Here is a 25,313-nt window from a genome sequence, read left to right as displayed (position 1 = left end):
CATCTCCGATCTATTGTTATTTTAGGCAAAGTTAATATTCCCACAATTTGACTAAATCATTCGTTATCCGTATCGTAGAAATAAATAATGAAAAGGTGGTAGTAACACGGTAGAAAATCAGTTGTAGTCAAACTGCTTTTTCACGAGGAGCTAACTTGTCTTTACACGATTATTTGCAAATGTTAAAGTTTAAATCATACACGATATATAGTATATAACGAAACTGAGGGGGCTAATTCTACATGAATGATTTGAAGCTATGGTATACCAGCGCTGCGCTGAACTGGTCGCAAGGGCTGCCAATAGGAAACGGGAGACTTGGTTCCATCATATATGGTGGAATCGAGAAGGAAACCTGGAGTATGACGGAAGTCACGTATTGGTCTGGAAAAACGGAGAGGATCGAAAGCCATTCAAAGGGCAAAGCTGATCTTGATCAGATGAGGCAGCATTTCTTCGCAGGGGATTACAAGCGCGGAGAAGAGCTAGCTCAGCAGGCACTGCAGCCTAAGAAGCAAAATTTCGGTACGAATTTGCAGATGTGTCATCTAATTCTCACTGTTGAGCATCAAGGCGAAGACCTCCAGCGTGTACTAAATCTTGAAAACGCTATCTTTCATACTTCTTACACCGTAAATGGGAATAACTTTACCCGGGAAATATTTGCTTCGCACGCAGACGAAATTGTGGCTTCGCGCTATTGGAGTGAACACAAAGGGGGCATTTCATTCGCGTTAGGAATGGAAGGTCAGATTGAGAATTTTACGCAACGGTTTGCCGAGGACGCTACGATTACCTTTGAAGGGCAAGCGATTGAGACCATGCATAGTGACGGTAAGTGCGGAGTTTTCTGTCAAGGCATGGTCAAAGTAGTGGTACAGGGCGGAACCATTGTTGTAGAGGGAGATCAAATCGTCGTAAGAAACGCAGATGAAGCATGCATCTACTTTGCCTCTAATACCGATTATGGAAAAAAGGATGAAGGCTGGCTGCAGGAATCAGGCCGACAATTGGAACATGCTTTAGCTATTGGTTATGCAAAGCTTAAAGAAAATCACATATTCGATTATCATCGGTTGTATGGCCGAGTGAATCTTGATTTAGGTCATTCAGACGCGTCCCGCTTACCAACGGACGAAAGAATTCGTCTTCTTCAGAACGGACAAGATAATGATCCGCAATTATTCGCCTTATTTTATCAATATGGCCGCTATTTGATGATTTCCGGTTCACGTGCGGATTCTCCTTTGCCTCTAAATTTACAGGGCATTTGGAATGATGGCGAAGCCAATCGTATGCAATGGAGCTGCGATTACCATCTGGACATCAACACACAAATGAATTACTTTCCAACGGAAGCCAGCAATTTGGCAGAATGTCATATCCCTTTAATGAATTATTTGGAGATGTTATCGCAAGCTGGCCGAACGACAGCTCAAGATTTCTATGGATGCGAAGGTTGGGTTGCTCACGTATTCTCAAATGCATGGGGGTTTACGGCTCCAGGCTGGGAAACTTCGTGGGGGCTGAATGTGACAGGCGGCTTATGGATTGCAAGCCAACTGCGAGAACACTATGAATTTAACTTAGATCGTGAGTTCTTAGCGCAGCGAGCTTATCCTGTGATGAAAGAAGCCGCCGCCTTTTTCCTCGATTACATGACGCTGCATCCACAATATGGGTGGCTTGTAACAGGCCCTTCTAACTCTCCGGAAAATAGCTTCTATATCGAAGACGACGTGTATCAATTGTCGATGGGATCAACACTCGATCAGGTGTTGGTTCGTGACTTATTCGTCTTTTGCTTGGAGGCTGCTGATACGCTGCAGGTTGATTTCGATATGCAATCCAAGCTGAAGCAAGCCATCGCTAAGCTGCCTCCCCTTCGTATTGGCAAAAGGGGACAATTACAGGAATGGCTGGAAGATTATAAAGAAGCACAGCCGGATCATCGACACCTATCTCATCTAATCAGCTTACATCCAGGTAACCAAATCACTCTAAGAGGAACAACGGAACTGAGCGCAGCTGCGAGAATCACATTAGAAAATCGCATGTCTCGCGAGGCGTTAGAAGATGTGGAGTTCACGGTTGCCTCTTTTGCAGCGAGCTTTGCCAGATTAGAGGACGGCGAACATGCCTATAAGCATTTAACCCATTTAATCGGTCAATTGAGCTTCGATAACTTATTAACGTATTCCAAACCGGGGATTGCCGGAGCGGAGAAACACATATTTGTTATAGACGGAAATTTTGGAGGGACAGCGGCGATAGCGGAAATGCTGCTGCAAAGTCATGCCGGAGAAATCAATTTGCTTCCCGCCCTGCCAAAGAAATGGCATACAGGTAAGGTTTCAGGACTTCGGGCCAAAGGAAATATAGAAGTTGATATCGTCTGGGAGAACGGTGAGTTGATGGAAGCCACTATTCAAGCATTCTCAGCGGGTCAAACCTTTCTGCGCTACCGTGAACTAAGCGTTCCGCTCGTTCTAACACCAGATTATGTTTATAGAATCGACAAGCAGTTGAACGTGACTCATAAGGAATAAGGAAATCTGTATGGTCAACGACCCAATTGTACCTATGCGATAATGCTCTGTATCTATATAATCAGTCGTGTAGTAAGCGCTATCATATAGATAAGGTACAGTTTACATGGGCTGCAATTCGGAGGTTGAAGTTTTGAATTCTAAAAAACAAGCACGCAAACACGCCATTTACGGTCGTCCTACGAAAATCAGAAAAGACCCGACTAGGGGTTTTTTTTGTTGAAGAATCGTGCTAACTTGTTAAAGAACGTATTCCGAAACCTCCAAAATGGAAGGGAGAACTGCCAGTGCCCAAGTATTCCAGATTATTTCGAAGGTTTCTGATCTCTTATATCGTTATTTTGATCATCCCCAGCATAGCGGGCTATATGTCATACCGTACTTCGATCACTGTCACGCAATCGATTTCCATTGAGAATAATGTGACGCAGCTTCAAAAGAGCCAACAGATTCTGGAACGCAGAATGGCCGAAGTTGAAAGTTTTACGAGACAATTGGCTTTAAACCAAGACCTAAGTGTCCTTTTGAACGAAAAATTGGTAGATGATAAAGCAAATGTGTATGGGATCTGGAAAATAACGAGAGATATTAAGGCCTACAGCCAAACGAATGATTTTTTGAAGCATTTCTATATTTATTTGACTAATTTTAACGTCGTTGTGACGCCAGGCAATGCTTATTTTCGCCCTGAGCATTATTATCAGACTTCGCATTACAGCAATCTTTCCTTGGACGAATGGAAAAAAACGGTATTAGAAAAAATGCATAGAAGCGAAATCATGCCGCTGAGACCGTTTGTGAATAACGGAACACAAACCTCAGTCATCACCTTTATGCAATCGCTCCCATTAGACAGCTTTAGTGATTCTTCTCCGGCTACAGTTGTCACCATAATTGATGAACAAACGATCAACAGTGTTTTGTCTGGTTCAAGAGATCCGAACGGCGGCTGGACGCATATTAGCGATACGCAAGGACATACCATTAGTTTGCAGGGGATCAGTCAACAGGAAATGGATCAATTATCCGCGGATAACCGCTTCGATAAAGGGAAAGTCAGTCAATTCTATGATGACGATCTCGTGATAAGGATTCAATCCAAATCAACGGGGTGGGTATACAGCACAGGCATTCCAAAGCACGTTTTAATGGAGAATGCGAATAAAATCAAATACATCACTTGGTCGGTGACCGGCGTTGCTATACTGATCGGGCTTTTTGTTGGTTTTATGCTGTCTTATCGAAATACGGCCCCGATCAATAGGCTGCTTAGTGTAATGAAAGAGCAGTTTGGCAAGGATGCTACAACAGAGCGCAATGAATATGATTTCTTGCAGGGCAATATATCCAATATCATTACCAACAACAAGCGCCTGGAGTCTGAGCTTAATCGGCAGCTGCCATTAATTCGCGATGCCTTTTATAAAAGGTTAATTGCGGGAGAGTTTCAATCCAGGGATGAATTGATTTCTGCTGCCGCGCAGGCGGATACTGGACTAAATATGAATGCCGGATATACAGGTATTCTGCAAATCAATGGATACTCCGGCATGGAAAGCGTTGAAATTCTCAACGAACTGAATGCGGCCAGACTCATCCTGAAACAGATTTTACTTGATTCAGGCAGCCGCCTGCATGTTCATATGACGGATTTGGGTTCAGATCGCATCGTAACCCTATTTACGGCAGGAGAAAAGGATGAAGGTGAAGAGGTTGGCAAGGAAGATATCGAGCAGCTCGTGGCTAATCTCGCCAATCTAGCCTTTACCGATTATCGAATTACCATTACAGCAGCACTAAGTGATCCCTTTTCCTCTGTCATGGAGATCAGCCGTTCCTATGAGCAAGCCAGACAGGCATTAGAATACGCTGTATATATGAATAGAAAAGGAATCGTTTGGTACAGTGATACACGAGTAGAGAGTAACACGTATTATTATCCAATCGATGTGGAGCTGCGATTAATTAGTACGATTAGGGCTGGCGATGTGGATGAAGCCGAGCGGATCGTCAAGTCGATGATCGAGCAAAATACGGAAAATCGAGAGCTTTCTGTGGAGATGAAGCATCAGTTCATCGGAGAAGTGAAGGGAACGCTGCTTAAATTACTCGACCAGAAGGCTCTCATGGAATCCCTTATGTTCGAGAAAATCAAAAATCGGATCATTAGCATCCAGGCCACGGAGGCCATCGAGCTGATTTCGCGTGAAATCAATGAGATTATCTCAGCCATGTGCGGTCTCATCACGAGTAAAAAGAACGATGCACACATTAAAACAGTGAAGCAAATTAATGAATATATCGCTAAAAAGTATTCAGATCCTGATCTAAACCTATACCGGATAGCTGAGATCGTTGAGCGTCCAGAAAAATACATCTCCCAATTATTTAAAGAGGTAACGGGGACGAATTTATCCGATCATTTGGAAAAAGTTAGAATGGACCCGCAGCGAACCTTTTAAAAAGAAACCAGCATAATGTGGATGAAATCGCTTCGCATGTTGGCTATAACAGTTCACATTCCTTCCGAAGGGCGTTCAAGCGAGTTATGGGCGTATCGCCAAGCTCGTTCAGACAGTCCCTAGAAGAATGAAAATCCTAATCGCTTAGGCGGTTAGGATTTTTTCTGTCATAAATGGCTGTAGCGGGAAAAATGGCCGTTCGAATAGGAAAAATGTCCGCTGAATTCGGGTTATTTGTTCGCAAAACGACGCAATTGTACCTATACGAGGGCCGCAATAGACCCCTATAATCAGCCATATAGAAAGCGCTATCATGACTTCGTGAGAATTTAGGGGGGAGCATTTTGGAAAAAGGAATTGAAATCGAACGCAGCCGAGTGGCACCAAGAGAGCATGGACGCCTCCTCTTAGCAGCGACAAAAAGTTTTAGAAAACACTGGCAATTGTATCTTATCGTGATTCCGCCTGCCTTGTTTTTCCTTATTTTTAAATACTATCCGATGTTGAATGCCATCCTTGCTTTTAAGGATTACAACGTTACGAAAGGGATATGGGGAAGTCCTTGGGTGGGATTCAAACATTTTCAATTGTTCTTTGATAATCCGATTTTCTGGACGTTAATTAAAAATACACTCCTCATTAGCGGATACTTGTTAATTGTCGGGTTTCCAATTCCAATTTTGTTAGCCTTAGCTCTTAATGAAATACGCAACGGAAAATTTAAGCGGTTTGTTCAATTGGTTTCGTTTGCTCCTTATTTTATATCCACCGTCGTTATGGTATCGATTATCATGCTTTTTCTAGCGCCGCGCCTAGGCTTTGTTAATGTTGCGATGAATTATTTCGGACTGGGATCTATCAATTTTCTCGGTGAACCCGGCATGTTCCGTTCGATCTATGTGTGGTCGGATATTTGGCAGACGGCAGGCTATTCGGCTGTTATCTTTTTGGCTGCGTTAGCTGGAGTCGATCCTTCGCTTTATGAGGCAGCCAAGGTAGATGGCGCTTCACGGTTTCAGAAGATCCGTCATATCGACTTGCCTGGCATCATGCCAACCATCACGATTGTTTTCATTTTGAATGTAGGGAGTGTCATGTCGCTTGGCTTCGAAAAGATCTATCTGCTGCAAAATCCGCTGAACAAGATAAATTCCGAAGTGATTGCCACTTACGTGTATCAAATAGGTTTATTGAACGCGAACTATAGTTTTGCTACTGCGGTTGGATTGTTTAATTCCGTAATCAATTTAATTCTGCTCGTTGGCGTAAATATGGTAGCAAAGCGTTTATCGAATACGAGTATCTGGTAAATAATGGAGGAACCAAACGATGAATACGATGAAAACTCCGATCAGAGAATCGGTTGGCGATAAACTATTTTTGAGTAGCATCTACGTGATACTGAGCCTCCTATTAGTTGTCGTCTTATATCCGCTTATTTATATTTTTAGCAGCTCGTTCAGCAGTCCGTCGGCGGTTACTTCAGGCCGTGTATGGCTCTGGCCCGTAGAATTTTCTCTCAAGGGATATGCAACTCTCATCGAAAATCCCAAGGTCGTGACAGGCTATGCTAACTCCTTATTTTATACGGCTGCCGGAACGATCATTAGTGTAGCACTTACGATCATGATTGCTTATCCATTATCACGTAAAACTTTTTTCGGAAGAAATATGCTTATGATGCTAATTACATTCACGTTGTTATTTAGCGGAGGATTGATTCCTACTTACTTGGTTGTGAAGCAGATGGGGCTAATCGATACCAGATGGGCCTTATTGATTCCTAACGCGATATGGGTATGGCAAGTAATCATTGCGAGAACGTTCTTCCAATCCTCGATTCCGGATGAATTAATTGATGCGAGTGAAATAGATGGATGCAGCGATCTCAGGTTCATGTGGAGTGTCGTGGTTCCGTTGTCGAAACCGATCATAGCTGTTCTGTTCTTAATGTACGCTGTAGGTCAATGGAACGCTTACTTCGATGCACTTATATATCTCAAAACCGCCAATCTTTTTCCGCTTCAGCTCATATTGCGCAGCATTATCATTCTTAACAACAGCTCAAATGCCACAGATGCCTTGAAACAGGTAGAAAGACAGCAGTTAGCAGAGCTTTTGAAATATTCACTGATCGTCGTGGCAACGCTTCCAGTTCTTGTCATCTACCCGTTTGTGCAGCGCTACTTTGTTCAGGGGATGCTGGTAGGTTCTGTAAAAGGGTAAGTGAAAGAGGGATAACCAGATCTACTGAAGAATTGAAAGGGGTGATTGACTACAAACATAGCGTCTACGGATTAAAGATAAGCAAGCTAGTTAATTCAAAAAAGGGAGCGGATTCATTTGAAAAGAAGATCGGTTAGTAGCTTGGTTTTCATCTTGATGTTCAGTATGGTTCTAGCCGCATGTTCGAGTAAAGAGGAGACTCCGGTATCGTCGAATCCGTCAACAGGGACAGCATCGCCAAGTGCTGCACAAGCGGCTAAACCCGTAGAAATAAGCGTCTTTGCTCAACAGGCTAACGACATGGATTTGAAGACGAACCTGTTCACGAAGCATTTGGAAACCAAATTTAACGCGAAGTTTAAGTTCGAAATCATCCCTTATGATGGGGCCAAGGAAAAGCGGCAAATCTCATTAGCGAGCGGCGATTATCCAGAGGCGTATATGTTAACGGCCTATATCGACCAATTCTCTCAAGCCGATCTTCTCAAGTTCGGTAAGCAGGGCGTTCTGCTTCCATTGAATGATTTGATCGACCAGTATGCACCCAATATTAAAAAGGCGATGGAGAAGGATCCGACACTCAAAAGCTTCATCACGGCTCCAGATGGAAAAATATACGGACTTGGCTCCTATACGCAATGCTTCCATTGTTCCTACCCGAATAAAATGTGGATCAACACAAGCTGGTTGAAGAAATTAAACCTTGAAATGCCGAAAACGACCGAAGATTTCAAGAAGGTGCTTCAAGCTTTCAAGAAGAATGATCCGAACGGCAACGGTAAAGCAGATGAAGTTCCGCTTAGCGGATCGATCGAGGATTTCGGTGTGCGTGTCATACCGTTCCTGATGAACGGCTTCATCTATAATGACGACCGTAATTACCTGAACTTAGTTAACGGTAAAGTGGATACTGCGGCCAATAAGCCGGAATGGAAAGAAGGACTTTCCTATATTAAATCCTTGTACGACGAGGGCTTGATCGATCCAGGTGCTTTTACACAAAATGCCGAAGCATTTAAGAAAATTGGCGAGAACGCTGGAGGACAGATCCTAGGTGCAGGCGCGGGCATGCATCCAGCCATCTTCGTTAACATTGATAAAGGAAACAAAAATTCAGCCGATTATAATCCCGTAACTCCGCTCACTGGACCGTATGGTTCATACGCTACGCATGATGGAGGCGGCTTAATTCCGGGTGCGAAATTCGTTCTTACGAATAAGGCCAGCAAAGAATCACAAATCGCGTTGATCAAAATGGTTGACTATATGTATACAACAGAAGGACAAACGAATGCTGCTTCGGGTATGGAAGGTATCGATTGGAGAAAACCGAAAGATGGCGAAGTGGCTCTTGGCAAAGGAGTTACCCCTCAAATTGCAACGATTCCAGCTGTAGACGGGCAGCCTCCTCGTAATGCCGGATGGAGCGGTATGGGACACTTCTACCAACCGCAAGAGTACAGAGATAGCTTCGTACAAGGGACGGATATCTACGACTCAGCAAACTATGAGCGCAGATTGTACAATGCGACACTCTTGTATCAAGGCCATGAACCGAAAGAATTATTCCCGATGTGGGCGATTTGGATTGATCCGGCACTCACAGACGAAGCGAGCATTCTACAAACCAACATTAAGAACTATGTTGACCAAAGTGCGCTTCAATTTATTACAGGGAATAAGGACTTGACCAAAGATTGGGATGCCTATGTTAAAGGATTGGAAAATTTGAAAGTTAACAGGTATCTTGAAATTTTGCAAAAGGCATATGATGCTGCAGGCTTTAAGAAATAACGATCGATGAGGAGGAGGCCAGGTGTTTGTTTTAGAAAAGCACCTGGCTTTTTTTAAGTGAATTTAATATCAAAGGGGATGTATGATGTGGGATATATGAGTAAGAAAACTAGATTGTGGCTTCTGGTTTTTATTTTCTTTATCACTTTGCTTGCTGTCTTTATTCCGAAAGGGCAACTCGCACAAGCAGCCGATAATGGGTTAGCGCAAAAACCATACATGGGCTGGAGCAGCTACAGCATGCAAGTGTATCACAGCGGAAATTGGATTACAGCCGCACAGATTATGGCTCAATCTGACGCAATGCATGAGATTCTGCAGCCCCATGGCTACAATTATATTAACGTAGATGCAGCCTGGAATGGGAGCATGGATGAATATGGACGCCCACAACCAAGCACCACTTTGTATCCGAATGGTCTTAGTGAGGTCATCAATCATGTACATAACAATGGGCAAAAGTTTGGTCTCTATTTCATACCAGGGATGTCTCCGCAAGCGTATGATGCCAACTTGCCGATTTATGGTTCTTCCTGCCATGCACAAGACATCGTGGTACTTCCATTAACTACGTCGGATTATTGGAATATAGGCTATAAAATTGACTTCTCTAAGCCATGTGCTCAGAGCTACATAAACTCCATTGCCGATCAGATTGCATCCTGGGGTGTAGATTTCGTGAAATTTGATAGCGTTACGCCGGGCTCCGGACATAATGATACGTCGATTGATGCCCGTGATGATGTTAAAGCTTGGTCTCAAGCACTAGCCCCGCACGGTATTTGGTTCGAGCTATCATGGGCGCTGGATATTAATTATGTGGATACCTGGAAGAAGTATGCGAACGGATGGCGTATTGACTGGGATATTGAATGTTATTGTGGAACAGCGGGATTAACCAATTGGGCCAATATCGCAAGGCTATTTCCGCGAGCTGGAGAGTGGTGGCGCCACGCAGGTCCAGGCGGATGGAATGATTTCGATTCCTTGAATATCGGTAACGGCGCTATGGATGGCATCACAAAGGATGAGCGGCAGACAGCGATGACTTTCTGGGCCATTTCGTCGGCCCAATTATATACAGGCAATGACTTAACCAACCTGGATGAGTTCGGTATTCAGCTGTTGACGAACGATGAGGCAATCGCCGTCAATCAGGCCGGTAAGCCGGCACATCCCGTATCCCTCGCATCCGAGCAGCAGGTCTGGTATGCGATCAACGGTGATGGAACCTATACTGTTGGATTGTTTAACCTGGGAAGCTCGAACGCGACGGTCAACGTCAATTGGAGCGATATCGGTTTAAGCGGTGCAGCCTCTGTGCGGGATCTATGGAGTCATAGCGAACTAGGCGTGTTTAACTCCAGCTTCAGCTCGGTTGATTTAGCTCCTCATGCTTCTCGTTTGTTGAAGGTTACTTCGCAAGGAGGCGTTTCCTCCATCAATGATGATGATACGGGAATATCCTACACGGGCGATTGGCAGCGAAATAGCAACAGGGGATTGGGTGCTACTCAGAATCTTGCAATCACCGTGATCGACTCATTGGCACAAAACAGCACGATCAGCCCTTCTACCGGGAGCTTTGATAAAAATTTAACCGCTCAGGCGGATGTAACGACGATGATGACGTTGAATGGAAATACACTAAGCAGCATAACGAATGACGAGGCAACCTTGGTGCCGGGCACTGACTATACGGTATCGGGCAACGCGGTAACGGTCAAGAAAGAATATCTTGCCACTCAACCGGTCGGAACTACGCAGCTAACTTTTACTTTCAGCGCCGGAGCTAGGCCGATTCTGGCCATTGCAGTGAGTGACACCTCTCCTAAGAACAGTACGATCCTTCCATCGACTAGAAATTTTGATAAGAAGGTATCGCTGCAGGCGGATGTTACAACTACGATGCTACTAGACGATAATCAGTTTAGTGCTATAACAAGTGGTGGAACACCGCTTGTATTAGGAACTGACTATACGGTATCTGGCAATACGTTAACGATCAAGAAGGAGTATCTAGCCACACAACCGCTCGGGACAACGAACCTGCTTATTTCCTTCAGCGCCGGAAATCCGCAGACGCTTGCCATTGTTGTAAGCAACACCTCTCAAGGCGGTTCAATTACAATCAATAACGACGACTCGGGGATTACATATTCGGCCGCTTGGCAGCGTAGTACGAATCGCGGGCTTGGCGATTATTTGAATGATGTGCATTTCACCGAGAGGAATAACGAATACTTTGAATATGCCTTTACCGGAACGGGCATTGAAGTGATTACAGAAATGGATTCATCACAAGGCGATATGGATGTATACGTAGATGGTGTATTTAAACAAACGATTAGCACGTATCATTCGAATCGATTAGCCCAACAACCCGTCTACGGAATATCGGGACTCCCCAGCGGTCCTCATACGATCAAGGTTGTGAAAAAATCAGGTTCTTATATGCTCAATGATAAATTGCGCGTTCTCATCGCTGATCTTATTAATCCTGTTACGGGAAGCTTTGATAAAAAGCTAACGGCACAGACCGATGTAACGATTACTCTGACGTCAGGCAGCTATACCTTCAGCGGCATGGCTAATGGAGGTACCACATTGGTTGCAGGTACCGACTACACATTATCGGGTAACGTCGTAACGATCAAGAAGGAATACCTTGCGGCTCAACCCATTGGTTGGACAGATCTGACCTTCTCCTTCAGTGGGGGAGCTACCCAGATTCTTGCCATTTCCGTAATCGATAGCTCGGCGACCATTACGCTGGTTTCTGTTAATGATAACGATCCGGGCATTGTTTACAGCGGCTCTTGGGGGTATAGCAACAATCGGGGACTCGGAGATTATAACGATGATGTTCATTACTCCGAGGCTAACAATGATTACTTTGAATATGCCTTCACGGGAACGGGTATTGAATTGATTACGGAGAAGGATGTTTCGCAGGGCGATATCGATATTTATGTAGATAACATATTCCAGCAAACGGTGGGTACATTTAATGATAGTCGGTTAGTCCAACAAAGCGTATACAGTATTGCGGGACTGCCGGGCGGTCCTCATACCATCAAGGCAGTGAAGAAATCAGGGACTTTCATGCTGTTGGATAAATTGATCGTGACTCCATCAGCTGCGGGAAGTACGGTTACGGGAAGTGTGTATAGACAGGTGTCAGCACAATCGGTTCAAGTAGAACTACCTATTCAGTCGATCCAGTTGACTCCGTCGACTGCGTCGGAAATCACAGAACAGACGGTTCCCACATCCCACGGCGCCACGGCTAGCATCAATGATGATAATGCTGCCATTCATTATTCTGGATCATGGGGATATAGCAATAATCGAGTATTCGGGGATTATCAGAACGACGTTCATTACACCGAGACGAACAATGACTATTTTGAATATGTCTTCAAGGGAACGGGCATTGCGTTGATCACCGAGAAGGATACTTCGCAGGGCGATATCGATATTTATGTTGATGATGTATTCAAGGAAACCGTGAGTACTTATCATACCAGTCGATTAGCACAGCAAACGGTGTACAGCATTGCAGGATTGCCAAGTGGTTCTCATACGCTTAAAGTTGTGAAGAAATCGGGAACCTATATGCTGCTGGATAAATTAACGATACTTGTAGGCGATCTGATGAGTCCGGATACAGGCAGTTTTGACAAAAAGGTAACTGCACAGGCGGATGTGAGTACAACGTTGTCACTTGGCGAGTATGTACTTGATCGAATCAACAATGGCCGAACTACCCTAGTGCCAGGCACCGATTATACATTAGTAGGCAATACGTTAACGATCAAGAAGGCATACCTTGCAGCGCAGCCAGTGGGAACTACGAATCTGACGTTCGTCTTCAGTGGGGACTATCAGAATGACGTGCATTTTACAGAAACGAACAACGATTATTTCGAATATACCTTTAAAGGAACCGGAATTGCAGTTATAACGGAAAAAGATGCTTCACAGGGTGAAATCGACGTTTACGTGGATGATGTTTTCAAACAAACGGTGAACACGTATAATGCGACGCGGTTAGTCCAACAAACGGTGTACAGTATTTCCGGTCTTTCAAATAGCGTGCACACAATCAAAGTCGTGAAAAAATCAGGCAGTTACATGCTGCTGGATAAATTAAGCTTTACGGTTGCACAGGTACCTTCAACAGCTGCCGTAATGACGACTGGGGTCTCAAAGGTCAAGAATACAAGTGCAACCATTGCCGGAATAGTAACGGCTGATGGGGGTACTGCTGTCACAGCGCGAGGAATTGTGTACTCATTAGCACCTTCTCCTACACTAACCGGTGATGGATCAACCAAAGTATCCTTAGGCTCTGGATTAGGCCAGTTTAGTGAGAAAATAAAGAATCTGAAACCAAATACGACGTATTACGCCAGAGCTTACGCGACCAACGCAGCGGGAACGAGTTATGGGGCTGAAATTACCTTTATAACAAGTAAGAAATTAGAGAATCAGGATGGAAATGGAGATGATGATCAGGATGATCAAGAGGATGGTGAGTAGGACAATCATCCGAATGAGCATGAGAACCAACATCACTAAGTCCAATTAAATATCCAACCCTTTGTGGCAAACAAATTTTTTCTAAGAGTTACGCTATAGGTATCCGAGATATCGAGCCCTTCTTGTAGTCAAGGGAGGGCTCGATATTTATTATTTGATAACCCTCGATCATACATGATATGTTAAGTGTAAAAAAGGTGAGGGTATCCTATGGGCAGTAAAATTAATCGTGTTAATTTAACCGAAGAAATTTATCGGATTGTCAAAGAAGATATTTTATCTCATAAATTGAAGTCCGGTGAAAAAATAAACATAGATCAATTAGCGCGCGCTTTAGAAGTAAGCAACATTCCGATTCGTGAGGCCCTATCCAGATTGCAATCGGAAGGGTATCTGAATGTCATTCCTTTTAAAGGAATGTTTGTTAATATGATGAGTGTCAAAGAGTTGGACGAATTATTTGAAATTAGACTGCAGCTTGAACCACTTGCCGTTGAAAAGGCTGCGCTTCTTATACCAGATGATATACTGGAACGGCTGCAAGAAACCATGAATTCCCTTCAAACTCAGCAATCATCGGAAGCTACTAATGGTCTGGGGACAATTAAGGAAATGAACATGTCTTTACATGGTACTATTCTTGCCTATTGCGAGAATACCAATTTGCAGAATTTAGTTAAAGGGTATATTGAACAGATTCAAAGATATTTAACATACATCCAATTGCATTTAGATATCAATACCACGAATGAGGAATGGTCGGAACATAATGCGATCTTACAGAAATTAAAGCAACGAGATCCCAAAGGCGCATCCGATGCCATGTCCAAGCATATTAGTAATTCCCGCAAAAGAACGAATGCTCACTTTATGAAAGCTGGTAGTAACTAGTCGAATTTTAGAGGTATTATAGCAATCCTCTACGTTAAATATCATACATGATATACGATAAAAAGGAGAGTTGATATGACGCAAATCGAAGGAGAGGAATCACGGTTGACTGGTGGTAAAAGAATCGTTTTTCTTGGGGACAGTATTACAGATGAAGGGACGTTTATTGCTTATTTGGATGCTTATTTTGGGCAGCAAACGCCCGACATACCTCTTACATTCATAAATCTTGGCGTAAGCAGTGAGACAGCCTCTGGATTAACCGAGGCCGATCATCCATTTCCACGTCCTTGTATCCATGATCGATTAGCAAGAGCACTACAAGAAAGCAAACCGGATTGGGTTGTTGTGGGATATGGAATGAATGATGGCATCTATTCTCCATTCGCTATAGAACGGTTTCAAGCTTATCAAAATGGCATACTTACCGCCATTCGGATGATCCATCAAAGCGGGGCAAAAGCCATCGTCATGACGCCTCCGCCTTTTGATCCCGAATCTATGAACGCGAATGTTCTTTTGCCCGATGGTCAGAAAGACTACAGCTATAAGGAGCCATATGCACGCTACAATGATGTCATTAGATACTATGCAAATTGGCTGTTAACGCTGGATTCAACTGCGGATGAAGTCGTAAATATCTACGACCCACTTCTTCAGCATAGAGAACAAGAACGCGAAATGAACCCCGGCTATGGTTCCGGTGACGGTATTCATCCCAACTCAGATGGTCATTGGGTGATGGCTAAAACGCTTTTAAGTCGATTATTTCATATTACGTTGGAACAGAAGCCAGATTTCGTAGAACAACCCGATAGTTCGCAATTATTTCAATTGATCCTACAGCGTCAACAACTATTAGGTTCAGCATGGAAAGAACATGTAGGTCATACCAATCCTAGTAAAAAAGAAGCTTTACCATTGGAATTAGCATTGAAAAGAGGCGAAGAGATCACCAAGCAAATTCGGATGATCGCCGCGAAGTCCCAAATTAATCAAACTTGACCAATTTGAAGATCAAGTGATATGATCACCATATATCCAAGTAATTCGACTGAATTACATAAAAGGTTCAAGTCAACCAGACAACAGGAGACTTCCAGCTCATTCAATTGAAACGAGTAGGGAGTCTTTTTTGTCTTTATAATCGATCCAGGATAAAGGAGATGTTGATATGAGTATTGGACAAAGAAGGTTAGGAAGGACGGGTTTGAAGGTATCGGAAGTGAGTCTGGGCACGATGGCTTTCGGTCGATGGATCGATCAGAAAGCGTCTGCGGACGTGCTGGATACAGCGCTAGAATCAGGTATTACGCTGATTGATACAGCTGATGTTTACGGCTCGGGCATGGATAAAGGCAATCCGCTTGAAACCGGTGAATCAGAGACGATTCTTGGCAATTTGCTTGGCGCCCGCAGGCACCAGATCGTGCTCGCAACCAAAGTACATGGACGAGTCGGACTTGGACCTAATGATGCGGGTCAAAGCAGATATCACATTCAGCGCGCGGTGGAAAACAGTCTGAAGAGGTTGCAAACAGACTATATTGATTTGTATCAAGTACATAGATTCGATGAAGAGACTCCGCTTGAAGAAACGCTCCGCACGTTAGACGATCTCGTTCGGCAGGGGAAAGTGCGATACATCGGAGCATCGAATTACGCTGCTTGGCAAATTGCCAAGGCTCATGGCATCTCTGCACAGCTTCGGCTTGAACGCTTCGAGAGCGTACAGCCTGAATACAGCATTATCGCTCGTGGTATCGAACAGGAGTTAGTGCCGTTTGCAGTATCTGAAGGGGTAGGTGTTATTGTATACAGCCCACTCGGACGCGGGCTGCTGACAGGAAAGTATAATTACGGCGGGCAGCCGCCAGCTGGAACACGCGGCGCAGCAGGTGAGCAGCGGCTCAAGACGCTGTTAGAACAGGAACGTAATTTCCACATCGTGGAGCAGTTAAAGCCAGTCGCGGAACGCAGAGGCTGGACACTCGCTCAGCTTGCGCTGAATTGGGTTCTGAGTAAACAAGGAATCACATCAGCGATTTTGGGGGTTTCCAAGCCGCAGCATATTACGGAGGCTCTGCCTGTCATCGGTGAAAAGCTTAGCTTGGAAGAGTTGAAAGAAATTGATACGATAACGAGCGGCGTTCAATTCGAGCTAGTTGGAAGATAAGATCCGATAACTATCCCAGTAAGACGTGTTTCTCAATTGAGCACGTCTTTTTTCTTGTATGACGACGGTGTCCGGAAAGTGATTTGGAAATAATTTAGTCCAGCACCCTTTGTGCTCGTTGGACACCCATGTGTTTTTCCTGAAATTCACCGGGCGGCATGTTATAGTGCTGTTTAAATACGTGGGAGAAATGCTTGACGCTTACGTAGCCGACTTTATCAGAAACATCATATACTTTTACCGGAGGAACGGCTTTCAGCAGCTTGGCGGCTTGCTCCATTCGGACGCGTGTCAGAAATTTGATGTAGGATTCCTGCACGGTTTTATGGAAGATTTGGCTTAAATATCCGGAGGAAATACCTAGTTTCTCAGCTAATAGAGCTAAGCTCAACGGCTCGGAGTAATTGGCGTAGATATAAGCTTTGACGCGGCTGACAATGTCTTGTTCATTGACTGGGTTCGTTTCCTCAGTTCTTCCTGAGGCAAAAAAAACTAGTGTTTCGCGGAATAAGATAAGGGTGGATTCGACAGTCCATTCCACACTCATTGGTTGACAACTCTTCTGGAGATGCCGGAATGCTCTCTCCAAGACTTCTCCTCGATGTTCTTTCGTTCCTTTGGCAAGTTTTCGTATTAAATAAATGCCAAATTTAAGTATGCTGGATACGTTGCAGGCTTCCATTTTGTCGACATACTGGTTAATCGCCATAGAGTAAACGATTTCGTTATGATCAAGTAAAGCGAATTGGATGGAGGACAGCGTATGGTCAAGCAGGGTAAGGCGCTGCAGCTCGCCATTTAGAGCAAGCTCATCAAATAGTGTTGGCTCCTCAACAAAAAGGCGATAGTGAAGAGTCTTGCTGGCGATTTGGTAAGAGGTTTGCAGATGAAATAACTCGGACTCAAAGGAACCTAGTGCGCCAGATACCGTGACTCCTGTATTCGTCAGCATCACGTTGGATACTCTCTCATACAGATATTGACATTTACTCTTGATGTGATTTTTGTCTTCACCGGTCATTAGGACGCAAGTGTTCTGCTCTTCATCCAAGAATACAAATCCCATTCCGCCGTCTTCCTCGGATAATTCGCTCACGATTTGATTCAAAATAAATCGGAAAATCGATATATCGCTGAAGGGAATGCCCTTCTGTGCAAGTTGATCCTCGTCCAAATCAAGCACCATAATCATACCTTCGGTTTCAATCAATTGCACCTTCATGCGAAATACAAGCGGATATAACGCTTTAATCTCCACGCTGCTATCGCTTACCAAGGCTCTCAAAAATTGCTTCACCACTTGGTTTTGACTATCTTTGCTGACGTTCTTCATAGCCCGAAAGGCAAGCTCCTCACGGGATATCCGCTCCAATTGATCGGTAATCTGCTTGATCACCTCGATCAGCTCATCTTTGACCACCGGCTTCAGCAAGTAACTGTGAACACCATACCGGATCGCCCCCTGTGCCATAGAGAATTCATCAAAACCGGAGAGAATCAAAATGATCGGTGGATTCTCCGATTGGGATAATCTGCGGCACAGCTCTATCCCGTCAACCACAGGCATTTTGATATCGGTAATAACGAGATCCACCCGCTGTTGCTGCAGCTTTTCCCAAGCTTCTTGACCGTCCATGGCCTCGTCGGCAACTTCCCAATCGAGATGATGTTGGCTAACATGCAGCTTCAAATATTCACGTACCAACGGTTCATCGTCAACGATCATGAGTTTATACATCGCAGCTGCTCCTCTCTGGCCCATAAAGGGGCAAATTGATCCGTACAGTTGTTCCTTCATTTAGCACGCTGTCCACGGTTATCCCGTAATCGGGACCATATTTTAGCTTAATTCGCTTATTCACATTGATAAGACCAATACCCAGACCATTACGAACTGGTTTTTCGGGTAAAAGCTCTTCCATCTCTAACCGCTTCAGTTTAAGGCGGAGCTGAGCCAATGTCTCGGGACTCATACCTTTCCCTGTATCTTGAATGGTGAAAAGTAACTCTTCTTCCTTCGTTTCACTGAACACCCTTAGGGTTGTTTTCTCGCGCTGCGCTTCACATCCGTGGATGACTGCATTCTCTACAACCGGTTGAAAGAGCAGGGCAGGGATGAGCAGATCATAGAGCGCAGGGTCAATCTGGATCGAATAGTCGAGTCTTCCCTCATAACGGCTGCTTTGGATGCTCAGATAAGCTTGAAGAATTTCAATCTCACGCTGAAGGGGGATTTCTTTGTCCCACATGGTAATGCTGCGCATCAAATCGCTTAATTTGTGGATATGATCAACGGCTTTTTCATGCTTGCCTGTCTGCATCAGCATCGATATCATGTTCAACGTGTTGAAAATAAAATGAGGCCTGATCTGGTTATATAAAGCTTGAACCTGCGCTTCTTTTTGCAACAGTTCCGTTTCGTACACTTTTTTGACGAGCTGCGTATTCTCTTCCAACATCTCGCTTACTCTGGCGACAAGTCGATTAAATGAGGTGCCTAAGTATCCGATTTCATCTCTTCTAAGGTCGGGAAAACGAACAGATAAATTGCTTTGCTCTACTTCTTTCATCAAATGTACAATAGTTAATAGCGGCGCCAGAAGCTTGCGTATAAACCAATAAAGCAAGATAAAAGCTAGGGCTGAACAAACCAGCGCCATCCAAAAGCCGAAATTTCTTGTTTCCTTAGCTTTATGATTTAACTCTGTCAACGAGCTTACGGCAAGAATGGTCCAATTTGATCTAGGTAAAAGAGTTGCATTCAGCAAATAAGGGGTGTTGTTATCTTGAATGGATAGCATGTTCTTACCGCTTTTTTGTATAGCTTCATAAAATTTCTGGGCATTCAAATTCTTCGTATTGCCGTAAATCACATTGTGTTTCTCATCGATAATAAACAAGCCTCCATCAATACCCAAGTTGACCTTATCGCAGATGACTTCAATGCCTTTGTAGTTCGCATCGACTTTAATAACGCCAAGTATTTTCTCCGTATTACGTGTACTTCTAAGCTGTTTGACGATGGAGAATACTTTGGGGCCTTGGTTTTTCACCATCTGCTGGGTATGTGTCGGCACGAAAATGGAATCTTGCGTTGTCATGGCTTGCTTATACCAGTCGAATTCTTGAAAGCGGCTTTTTGTGTCAACGCTGATAGGAATTCTTCCACTGGTATACACATCATCCGTTAATATAAACACACGATTAATATCTTTGCGGGGATAAATCATCATTTCTTCCAAATACCCCTCGATCGTGCGGCGTTTCTGCAGAAGTTCATATTCGGAGTTCTTCGGATTATCTTCTATGGCTTTCATGACGCTATCATTCATATAAGGCGACAAGGAAAGCCGAAACAGATCGTCAAGGTACGTATCGATATTGTAGGAGACCTGCTCAATAATTTGCCCAACTCTATCGGAGGACTGCGCTTCAAAATCCTTCGTATACTTGGAATAGGAAAGGATCGATTCTAAGTAAACGGATCCAAGAATGAAAAGTGCGGAGAAGACAAGCAATTTTCTCTTGATGCTCCACTCACGGTAATTTTTCCATCGATACATATAATCTCCCCCTGAATTTAGTGTAAACGCTGCCATATCAGAGGGCAATTTGTTTTTTCACGATCTGTAAAAATCGTACCTTGATATAAAAAATGCGGTGTATCACGTCGATTCAATCCACCTTATGATAAACATGTAACCAAGAATAAAGTGGGATACGATAAAGGGAGGATATCCATGAACTCAAAGAAAATGAGTGTGCTGCTTAGTTCCATCATGCTGTGCGGGATTGTTGCCGGATGCAGCCAAAAAACGACCGAAGCGCCTAAAGATGCGCCAGCTACAGCCGCAACAGCTCAAACAACGAGCAAACCTAAAGAAACTGTAAAGCTGAAATTTTTCACTGGAAAAGTGGAAACGGTTGATTTAATCAACACGATGATCGAGAAATTCAATTCGGAAAATCCCGGTATTGTTGTTGAACAAGAATATCAAAAAGATGCAAGTAATGTGATTAAAGTGAAATTCGCTTCTGGTGATATTCCAGATATCACAACGGTCGTTGAGCAGGATTATATAGACCAAGGAAAATATCTGGATCTTTCCACTGAAGCTTTCTGGTCCCGCGTTCTCCCTGCAATCAAGGAATTATCCACAGACGTGAAAACGGGCAAGCAGTTCCGAATCGCAACGAACGTCACGACGGCTGGTATCTTCTACAACAAAAAAATATTCAGTGAGCTTGGACTAAATGAAGCTTTAACCTGGAACGATTTCAAAACAAACTTACAGACGATCAAAGATAAAAAGCCGGATGTGGCTCCTATCTTCATCGCAGGTAGAGAGTCATGGACATTAGGTCATTTCATAGAGTTCTTGCCTCACGGTATCATCAAACAAACCCAAGGTGTGAACGGTTCCCGTAAAGCATTCATCAATAATGAATCCGATAAATTGGCATTCGACGCAGAGAATGGTTCCATTGATACATTTGCTAAAAGACTGCTGGAGCTAAAAAGCGCGGGACTTATGAACGGTGACGCTTTGACAGCTACTTATGATAACCAAAAAGAGGCATTTGCTACGGGGAAAGCAGCGATGATCAGTCAAGGTATGTGGGTGCTGGGCGATCTGCTTAAAATTAATCCGAATATGCAAAATGATATCGGGTTTAGTCCATATCCTTCCATCCAAGATGGCACTAAACCGGTCGTGCTTTCCGCAGACGACTCTAGATACGCAATTACATCCCAATCCAAACACCCGGCAGAAGCGAAGAAGTTTCTTGAATTCCTAATCAAACCTGAGAATTTGAAAACATACAGCGAATTCTTGAAATCGCCTCCAGCGTTCACAGATGTATCTGCAGATTGGGGTCCATTGAAAGAACAAGTTTCGCAAGCTTTGAAAACAGGCGTTAACATTCCGTTCACAGATACACCTTCGGGCTTCTCTGGCGATGATGCAGGAAGAATGGTTCAAGATTTACTGGCAGGCAAATATGCCAAAACGGTTGACTTTGCAAAAGCATACCAAACGGCTTGGGATAAAGCCTGGAAAGCAACACATAAGTAAGGTCAACTAAGTTGAGTTCTTACAGAATAGATAGACTTAAATGCTATAGACTCGGCTTAATCCGGGTCTATAACCATGATTGGAGAGAGAGATGGATGAAAATACTGCATAAGCTATGGAACAACCTGCACAAGTTTATGGCGCTGCCTGCCATCATCTTATTTGGACTATTTTTCATATATCCATTGACCCAGGGGATCGGAATCAGCCTGACCGACTCTAATGGGATATCTCAACCTCAATTTATTGGGTTTCAGAACTTTGTTGAATTTTTTAAAGACGAGCGAGCCAAAAAAGACGTTGCTACTACCGTGCTCTTTGCCTTGGGAAGCGCTCCGCTGCTTAACTTATTCGGCTTTGTGTATGCGTTGGTGCTGGATCGTTCCTTCAAAGGTAAAAGTGTGGTCCGAGCTATCATTTATTTGCCGGCCGTTATCAGCCCGCTCATTATGGGGTATGTGTGGTACTTTATCCTTCAACCGGACCGCGGGTTCTTGCATCACGTGCTGCAAAATTTGAACTTAGGCGTGCTTAGCGGCAATTGGCTTGGCAATCCTAAATCTGCTCTCATCGTTCTAATACTGATTAACGTATGGCAGTTTGTGGGCATGACCATGATTATTTATTTGGCAGGGCTCCAATCGATTCCCAAAGAGATGTATGAGGCGTGTGAAATCGATGGGGCCGGTTATGCCAAATCGTTATGGTACATCACCATCCCGATGCTTGTGCAATCTATCAAAATTAATGTTGTGACGAATATTATCGGCTCGTTGTCTGTATTCGAAGTTATCATTGCTCTAACTGATGGAGGACCAGGTTACAGCACTGAATCGCTTAGTATATACATTCTGAGAATGCTGTATGGTAGCTTCACCGGGTATTCAACCGCAGTAGCCATGATCTTATTCGCTATCATCATTATTCCTGTGTTTATTTTTATGAAATTTATTAAAACAAGAGAGTTTGAAATGTAAGGGGGCTTCGTTATGAACTTAACTCGAGTGTTTAGCAAATATGCTTTAGTGACAGTTATGGCCTTGCTGTCCTTAATTCCGTTCTATATCTTGCTTTATTTGGCACTAAATACGCCTTCCCGGACGCTATTTAACGGGTTTGTGTTGTTTCCTGATTTCCATTTTGCTAACTTTTCACAAGCCTGGAAAGTATCTAAGATGGGGGCAGCAATTGGGAATTCACTGATTATCGCAATTGGCGGCGCGCTCTTGATTATCCTAGTATCCAGCTGTGCGGGATATGCGATTGCCAGGCATCAAAACAAATTCCATGCGATCGTGTTTAATATTTTGCTAATTTGTATGATGATTCCGGCGATTATCATCACGGTGCCTTTATATACGCTCATGAAGTCGATTGGCGGTATTAATACCCATTGGGCCATGATTTTACTAATGGCTTCCAACGGCATCCCTTTTTCCGTGTTCCTGTACGCCAGCTTCATTAAAGTATTGCCTCGCGAAATTGAAGAATCCGCCATTATTGACGGTTGTACACCGTTCACTGCGTTTTGGCGAGTCACGTTCCACTTTCTTCGTCCTGTCACCGCTGCGGTAGTCATTTTGCAGGGCTTAGCGATCTGGAATAATTACGGGCAAGCGGTATTTTTCCTGACAAGCCAATTGATGAGAACGATTCCGCTAGCCGTGTCCATTTTTTTTCAACAGTACGGGGCCCAATGGAACCTCATGGCTGCTGCCGCTGTAATTGGACTTGCGCCTGCTGTCATCGCATTTTTGATTTTCCAAAAATACTTTGTTAAAGGGATAACTGCAGGGGCAGTGAAAGGGTGAGAAAGCATGTTTCCACAAATGAAAGATGTCTTCGCAAGCAAAGCTCAATTTGTTACAAATGAGCCTGTTTCGATTGAAATTGAACTGGATAATCCGGCACAACATGAAGCCCATATTCATCTGGAAGTCAAAATTCTCGATTCGAACCGAATCATAAAGACATGTTCACTTGATCTTATTTTGCAGCCGAATTCAAGCTCAACCCACGTGGTTGAACTAGCGTCTTTTGATTCGGATTTTCAAGGTTACGGTATTGATGTTGATCTTATTCAAGACGGAGCAGAGCCTCAGCATTTTTCCAGTGCCTTTGATGTGGTCTCCAACTGGAGGAAATCACCTCGTTATGGTTTCCTAAGCGATTTTCATTCACGTGAAGAGGGTGATACGACTGATGTTACCAACCTTAATAAGCTGCACATTAATTTAGTTCAATTTTATGATTGGATGTACCGCCATAATGATCTCGTGCCGCCACAAGATGTATTCACCGATTTAATGGGAAGGGAACTGAGTCTGAAGGTCGTGAAGGAGAAAATCGCGCTATGCCATTCTTACGGGATGAAGGCGATTGCCTACGGAGCTATCTATGCGGCAAGTAAAGCTTTCTTCGAAGAACATCCGGATTGGGCGCTTTATTATAGTAATGGCCATGTTGTTGATTTCATCAACATCTTTTCCATCATGAATATCAACGAAGAATCGCCTTGGCACAACCATATTATTAATGAATACAAAAAAACGATCGAAAATGTCCATTTCGACGGTATCCATATGGATACCTATGGATATCCCAAAACGGGTATTTCCATGCTCGGCGGGAAACAAAAGGTCGAACGGCTCGATGAGCAGTTCCCGATTCTAATTCGTAATACCCGTCAAGCCTTAGACCAGATTAATGACGATGTTTGTCTCATTTTCAACAATGTCGGGAACTGGCCGGTTGATACCGTCGCTTTGGCTGAACAGGATGTCATTTATATCGAAGTATGGAATCCATATGAGAAATATCATCATATCCAGCAGGTGATTGCCTGGGCTAAGCACTTAGGTAGAGGAAAGCCAGTTATACTGGCTGCTTATTTGAAGCCTTTCCGTTTGGAGCCAGCGGAAACGATTGAGAAAGCTCACATGTCTGCATTGTTGCTTTCCGCAATTATTTTCTCCCAAGGCGCTTATCATTTGCTGTTAGGTGAGAGCAATGGTGTTTTGACACAGGGATATTATGCCGACTATTCGATTGTAAGCGATGAGTTTATGAGAAATATTAGAAATTATTACGATTTTCTTGTTCGTTATGTACATCTACTGCAGGATTCAACGCTGCGCGACGTATCGATGACGCATGTACAAGGCGATAATTTGGAGTATATGTTTGAGAATGCATCTTTCTCCACCTATGGAGAACCGAATAAAGTTTGGACGGTTGTCAGGGAGAATGAGTCACATAAGCTCATCAGCTTTATTAATCTCACGAATAATTTAGAGGATTATTGGAATGAAGGTAAATTACAGCCGACGACCGTAGAGGGTATCATGGTGAGGATTCAAATCGATGGCCCGGTTAAGCATGTATTCACCGCTAGCCCGGATATCGAGATGGGCAGACCGCATGATTTAATGTATACAATTGAGGATACCGAGCGTGGTTTAACACTTCTTGTTAACTTACCTAAGCTTTATGTGTGGAGTCTGTTAGTTATAGAAGTATAGTGTGGAACAAAAAAAGTACCGTCAGGGTTGGAAACTTCCCTAACGGTACTCTTTGGTGCTCACCTAATAAT

The 25,313-nt window shown here is 43.7% G+C and carries 16 protein-coding genes; 14 read left to right on the top strand and 2 right to left on the bottom strand.

The features are described 5' to 3' along the window. Nucleotides 1-242: 242 nt before the first annotated feature. From QFZ80_RS21105 to QFZ80_RS21060, 10 genes are all read left to right on the top strand, one after another. Entirely contained in the window at nucleotides 243-2,549 is a 2,307-nt protein-coding gene (locus QFZ80_RS21105; RefSeq protein ID WP_307560841.1) for a glycoside hydrolase family 95 protein, read from the top strand. 287 nt (nucleotides 2,550-2,836) lie between these two features. After that, nucleotides 2,837-5,011 carry a CdaR family protein gene (locus QFZ80_RS21100; protein ID WP_307560839.1) on the top strand — a complete coding sequence of 725 codons (2,175 nt, stop codon included), beginning with the start codon at nucleotides 2,837-2,839 and terminating at the stop codon, nucleotides 5,009-5,011. Between the two features lie 17 nt (nucleotides 5,012-5,028). Then, complete coding sequence (locus QFZ80_RS21095) at nucleotides 5,029-5,142, top strand: AraC family transcriptional regulator (RefSeq protein ID WP_307560837.1); 114 nt, start codon at nucleotides 5,029-5,031, stop codon at nucleotides 5,140-5,142. A 231-nt stretch (nucleotides 5,143-5,373) separates the two neighbouring features. Beyond that, nucleotides 5,374-6,321, top strand: a complete 948-nt coding sequence (locus QFZ80_RS21090) for an ABC transporter permease (protein WP_373460422.1) — start codon at nucleotides 5,374-5,376, stop codon at nucleotides 6,319-6,321. 19 nt (nucleotides 6,322-6,340) lie between these two features. Then, nucleotides 6,341-7,237, top strand: coding sequence for a carbohydrate ABC transporter permease (locus tag QFZ80_RS21085; protein WP_307560834.1), 897 nt, complete (start codon nucleotides 6,341-6,343; stop codon nucleotides 7,235-7,237). Nucleotides 7,238-7,393: 156 nt separating this feature from the next. After that, the gene (locus QFZ80_RS21080) at nucleotides 7,394-9,031 is read left to right on the top strand and encodes an extracellular solute-binding protein (protein WP_373460421.1); all 1,638 of its coding nucleotides are present in this window, start codon (nucleotides 7,394-7,396) and stop codon (nucleotides 9,029-9,031) included. Nucleotides 9,032-9,127: 96 nt separating this feature from the next. Continuing rightward, nucleotides 9,128-13,576 (top strand): X2-like carbohydrate binding domain-containing protein, encoded by a 4,449-nt coding sequence (locus QFZ80_RS21075; RefSeq protein WP_307560830.1) that lies wholly within the window; start codon nucleotides 9,128-9,130, stop codon nucleotides 13,574-13,576. Between the two features lie 210 nt (nucleotides 13,577-13,786). Then, on the top strand, nucleotides 13,787-14,467 hold the full coding sequence (locus tag QFZ80_RS21070) for a GntR family transcriptional regulator (RefSeq protein WP_307554469.1): 681 nt from the start codon (nucleotides 13,787-13,789) through the stop codon (nucleotides 14,465-14,467). Nucleotides 14,468-14,542: 75 nt separating this feature from the next. Beyond that, the gene (locus tag QFZ80_RS21065) at nucleotides 14,543-15,472 is read left to right on the top strand and encodes an SGNH/GDSL hydrolase family protein (RefSeq protein ID WP_307560828.1); all 930 of its coding nucleotides are present in this window, start codon (nucleotides 14,543-14,545) and stop codon (nucleotides 15,470-15,472) included. 169 nt (nucleotides 15,473-15,641) lie between these two features. Beyond that, complete coding sequence (locus tag QFZ80_RS21060) at nucleotides 15,642-16,643, top strand: aldo/keto reductase (protein ID WP_307554473.1); 1,002 nt, start codon at nucleotides 15,642-15,644, stop codon at nucleotides 16,641-16,643. Between the two features lie 94 nt (nucleotides 16,644-16,737). Here QFZ80_RS21060 and QFZ80_RS21055 read toward each other — a convergent pair whose 3' ends face one another. Continuing rightward, the gene (locus QFZ80_RS21055; RefSeq protein ID WP_307560825.1) at nucleotides 16,738-18,381 is read right to left on the bottom strand and encodes a response regulator transcription factor; all 1,644 of its coding nucleotides are present in this window, start codon (nucleotides 18,379-18,381) and stop codon (nucleotides 16,738-16,740) included. Next, on the bottom strand, nucleotides 18,374-20,206 hold the full coding sequence (locus QFZ80_RS21050) for a sensor histidine kinase (RefSeq protein ID WP_307554477.1): 1,833 nt from the start codon (nucleotides 20,204-20,206) through the stop codon (nucleotides 18,374-18,376). Before QFZ80_RS21050 ends, QFZ80_RS21055 begins: the two co-directional genes overlap by 8 nt. A gap of 177 nt (nucleotides 20,207-20,383) precedes the next feature. Between QFZ80_RS21050 and QFZ80_RS21045 the strand changes: the two genes are divergently transcribed. The 4 genes from QFZ80_RS21045 to QFZ80_RS21030 all read left to right on the top strand — a co-directional run bounded on the left by QFZ80_RS21045 (nucleotide 20,384) and on the right by QFZ80_RS21030 (nucleotide 25,242). After that, on the top strand, nucleotides 20,384-21,721 hold the full coding sequence (locus QFZ80_RS21045; RefSeq protein WP_307554479.1) for an ABC transporter substrate-binding protein: 1,338 nt from the start codon (nucleotides 20,384-20,386) through the stop codon (nucleotides 21,719-21,721). Between the two features lie 95 nt (nucleotides 21,722-21,816). Beyond that, nucleotides 21,817-22,698: a carbohydrate ABC transporter permease gene (locus QFZ80_RS21040; protein ID WP_307554481.1), complete on the top strand. Its 882-nt coding sequence runs from the start codon at nucleotides 21,817-21,819 to the stop codon at nucleotides 22,696-22,698. A gap of 12 nt (nucleotides 22,699-22,710) precedes the next feature. Continuing rightward, on the top strand, nucleotides 22,711-23,532 hold the full coding sequence (locus QFZ80_RS21035; RefSeq protein ID WP_307554483.1) for a carbohydrate ABC transporter permease: 822 nt from the start codon (nucleotides 22,711-22,713) through the stop codon (nucleotides 23,530-23,532). A 6-nt stretch (nucleotides 23,533-23,538) separates the two neighbouring features. Then, on the top strand, nucleotides 23,539-25,242 hold the full coding sequence (locus tag QFZ80_RS21030; protein ID WP_307560823.1) for a glycoside hydrolase family 66 protein: 1,704 nt from the start codon (nucleotides 23,539-23,541) through the stop codon (nucleotides 25,240-25,242). Nucleotides 25,243-25,313: the final 71 nt, after the last annotated feature.

The organism is Paenibacillus sp. V4I7 (genome assembly GCF_030817275.1).
GTDB lineage: Bacteria > Bacillota > Bacilli > Paenibacillales > NBRC-103111 > Paenibacillus_E.
This window is presented reverse-complemented; position numbering and strand designations above follow the sequence as displayed.

Excerpts from the sequence above, each read along its gene's own strand:
- QFZ80_RS21105 (WP_307560841.1), top strand. The coding sequence starts at position 243 with ATGAATGATTTGAAGCTATGGTATACCAGCGCTGCGCTGAACTGGTCG.
- QFZ80_RS21085 (WP_307560834.1), top strand. The coding sequence starts at position 6,341 with ATGAATACGATGAAAACTCCGATCAGAGAATCGGTTGGCGATAAACTA.
- QFZ80_RS21080 (WP_373460421.1), top strand. The coding sequence starts at position 7,394 with ATGTTCAGTATGGTTCTAGCCGCATGTTCGAGTAAAGAGGAGACTCCG.
- QFZ80_RS21075 (WP_307560830.1), top strand. The coding sequence starts at position 9,128 with ATGAGTAAGAAAACTAGATTGTGGCTTCTGGTTTTTATTTTCTTTATC.
- QFZ80_RS21070 (WP_307554469.1), top strand. The coding sequence starts at position 13,787 with ATGGGCAGTAAAATTAATCGTGTTAATTTAACCGAAGAAATTTATCGG.
- QFZ80_RS21065 (WP_307560828.1), top strand. The coding sequence starts at position 14,543 with ATGACGCAAATCGAAGGAGAGGAATCACGGTTGACTGGTGGTAAAAGA.
- QFZ80_RS21060 (WP_307554473.1), top strand. The coding sequence starts at position 15,642 with ATGAGTATTGGACAAAGAAGGTTAGGAAGGACGGGTTTGAAGGTATCG.
- QFZ80_RS21055 (WP_307560825.1), bottom strand. The coding sequence starts at position 18,381 with ATGTATAAACTCATGATCGTTGACGATGAACCGTTGGTACGTGAATAT.
- QFZ80_RS21050 (WP_307554477.1), bottom strand. The coding sequence starts at position 20,206 with ATGTATCGATGGAAAAATTACCGTGAGTGGAGCATCAAGAGAAAATTG.
- QFZ80_RS21045 (WP_307554479.1), top strand. The coding sequence starts at position 20,384 with ATGAACTCAAAGAAAATGAGTGTGCTGCTTAGTTCCATCATGCTGTGC.
- QFZ80_RS21040 (WP_307554481.1), top strand. The coding sequence starts at position 21,817 with ATGAAAATACTGCATAAGCTATGGAACAACCTGCACAAGTTTATGGCG.
- QFZ80_RS21035 (WP_307554483.1), top strand. The coding sequence starts at position 22,711 with ATGAACTTAACTCGAGTGTTTAGCAAATATGCTTTAGTGACAGTTATG.
- QFZ80_RS21030 (WP_307560823.1), top strand. The coding sequence starts at position 23,539 with ATGTTTCCACAAATGAAAGATGTCTTCGCAAGCAAAGCTCAATTTGTT.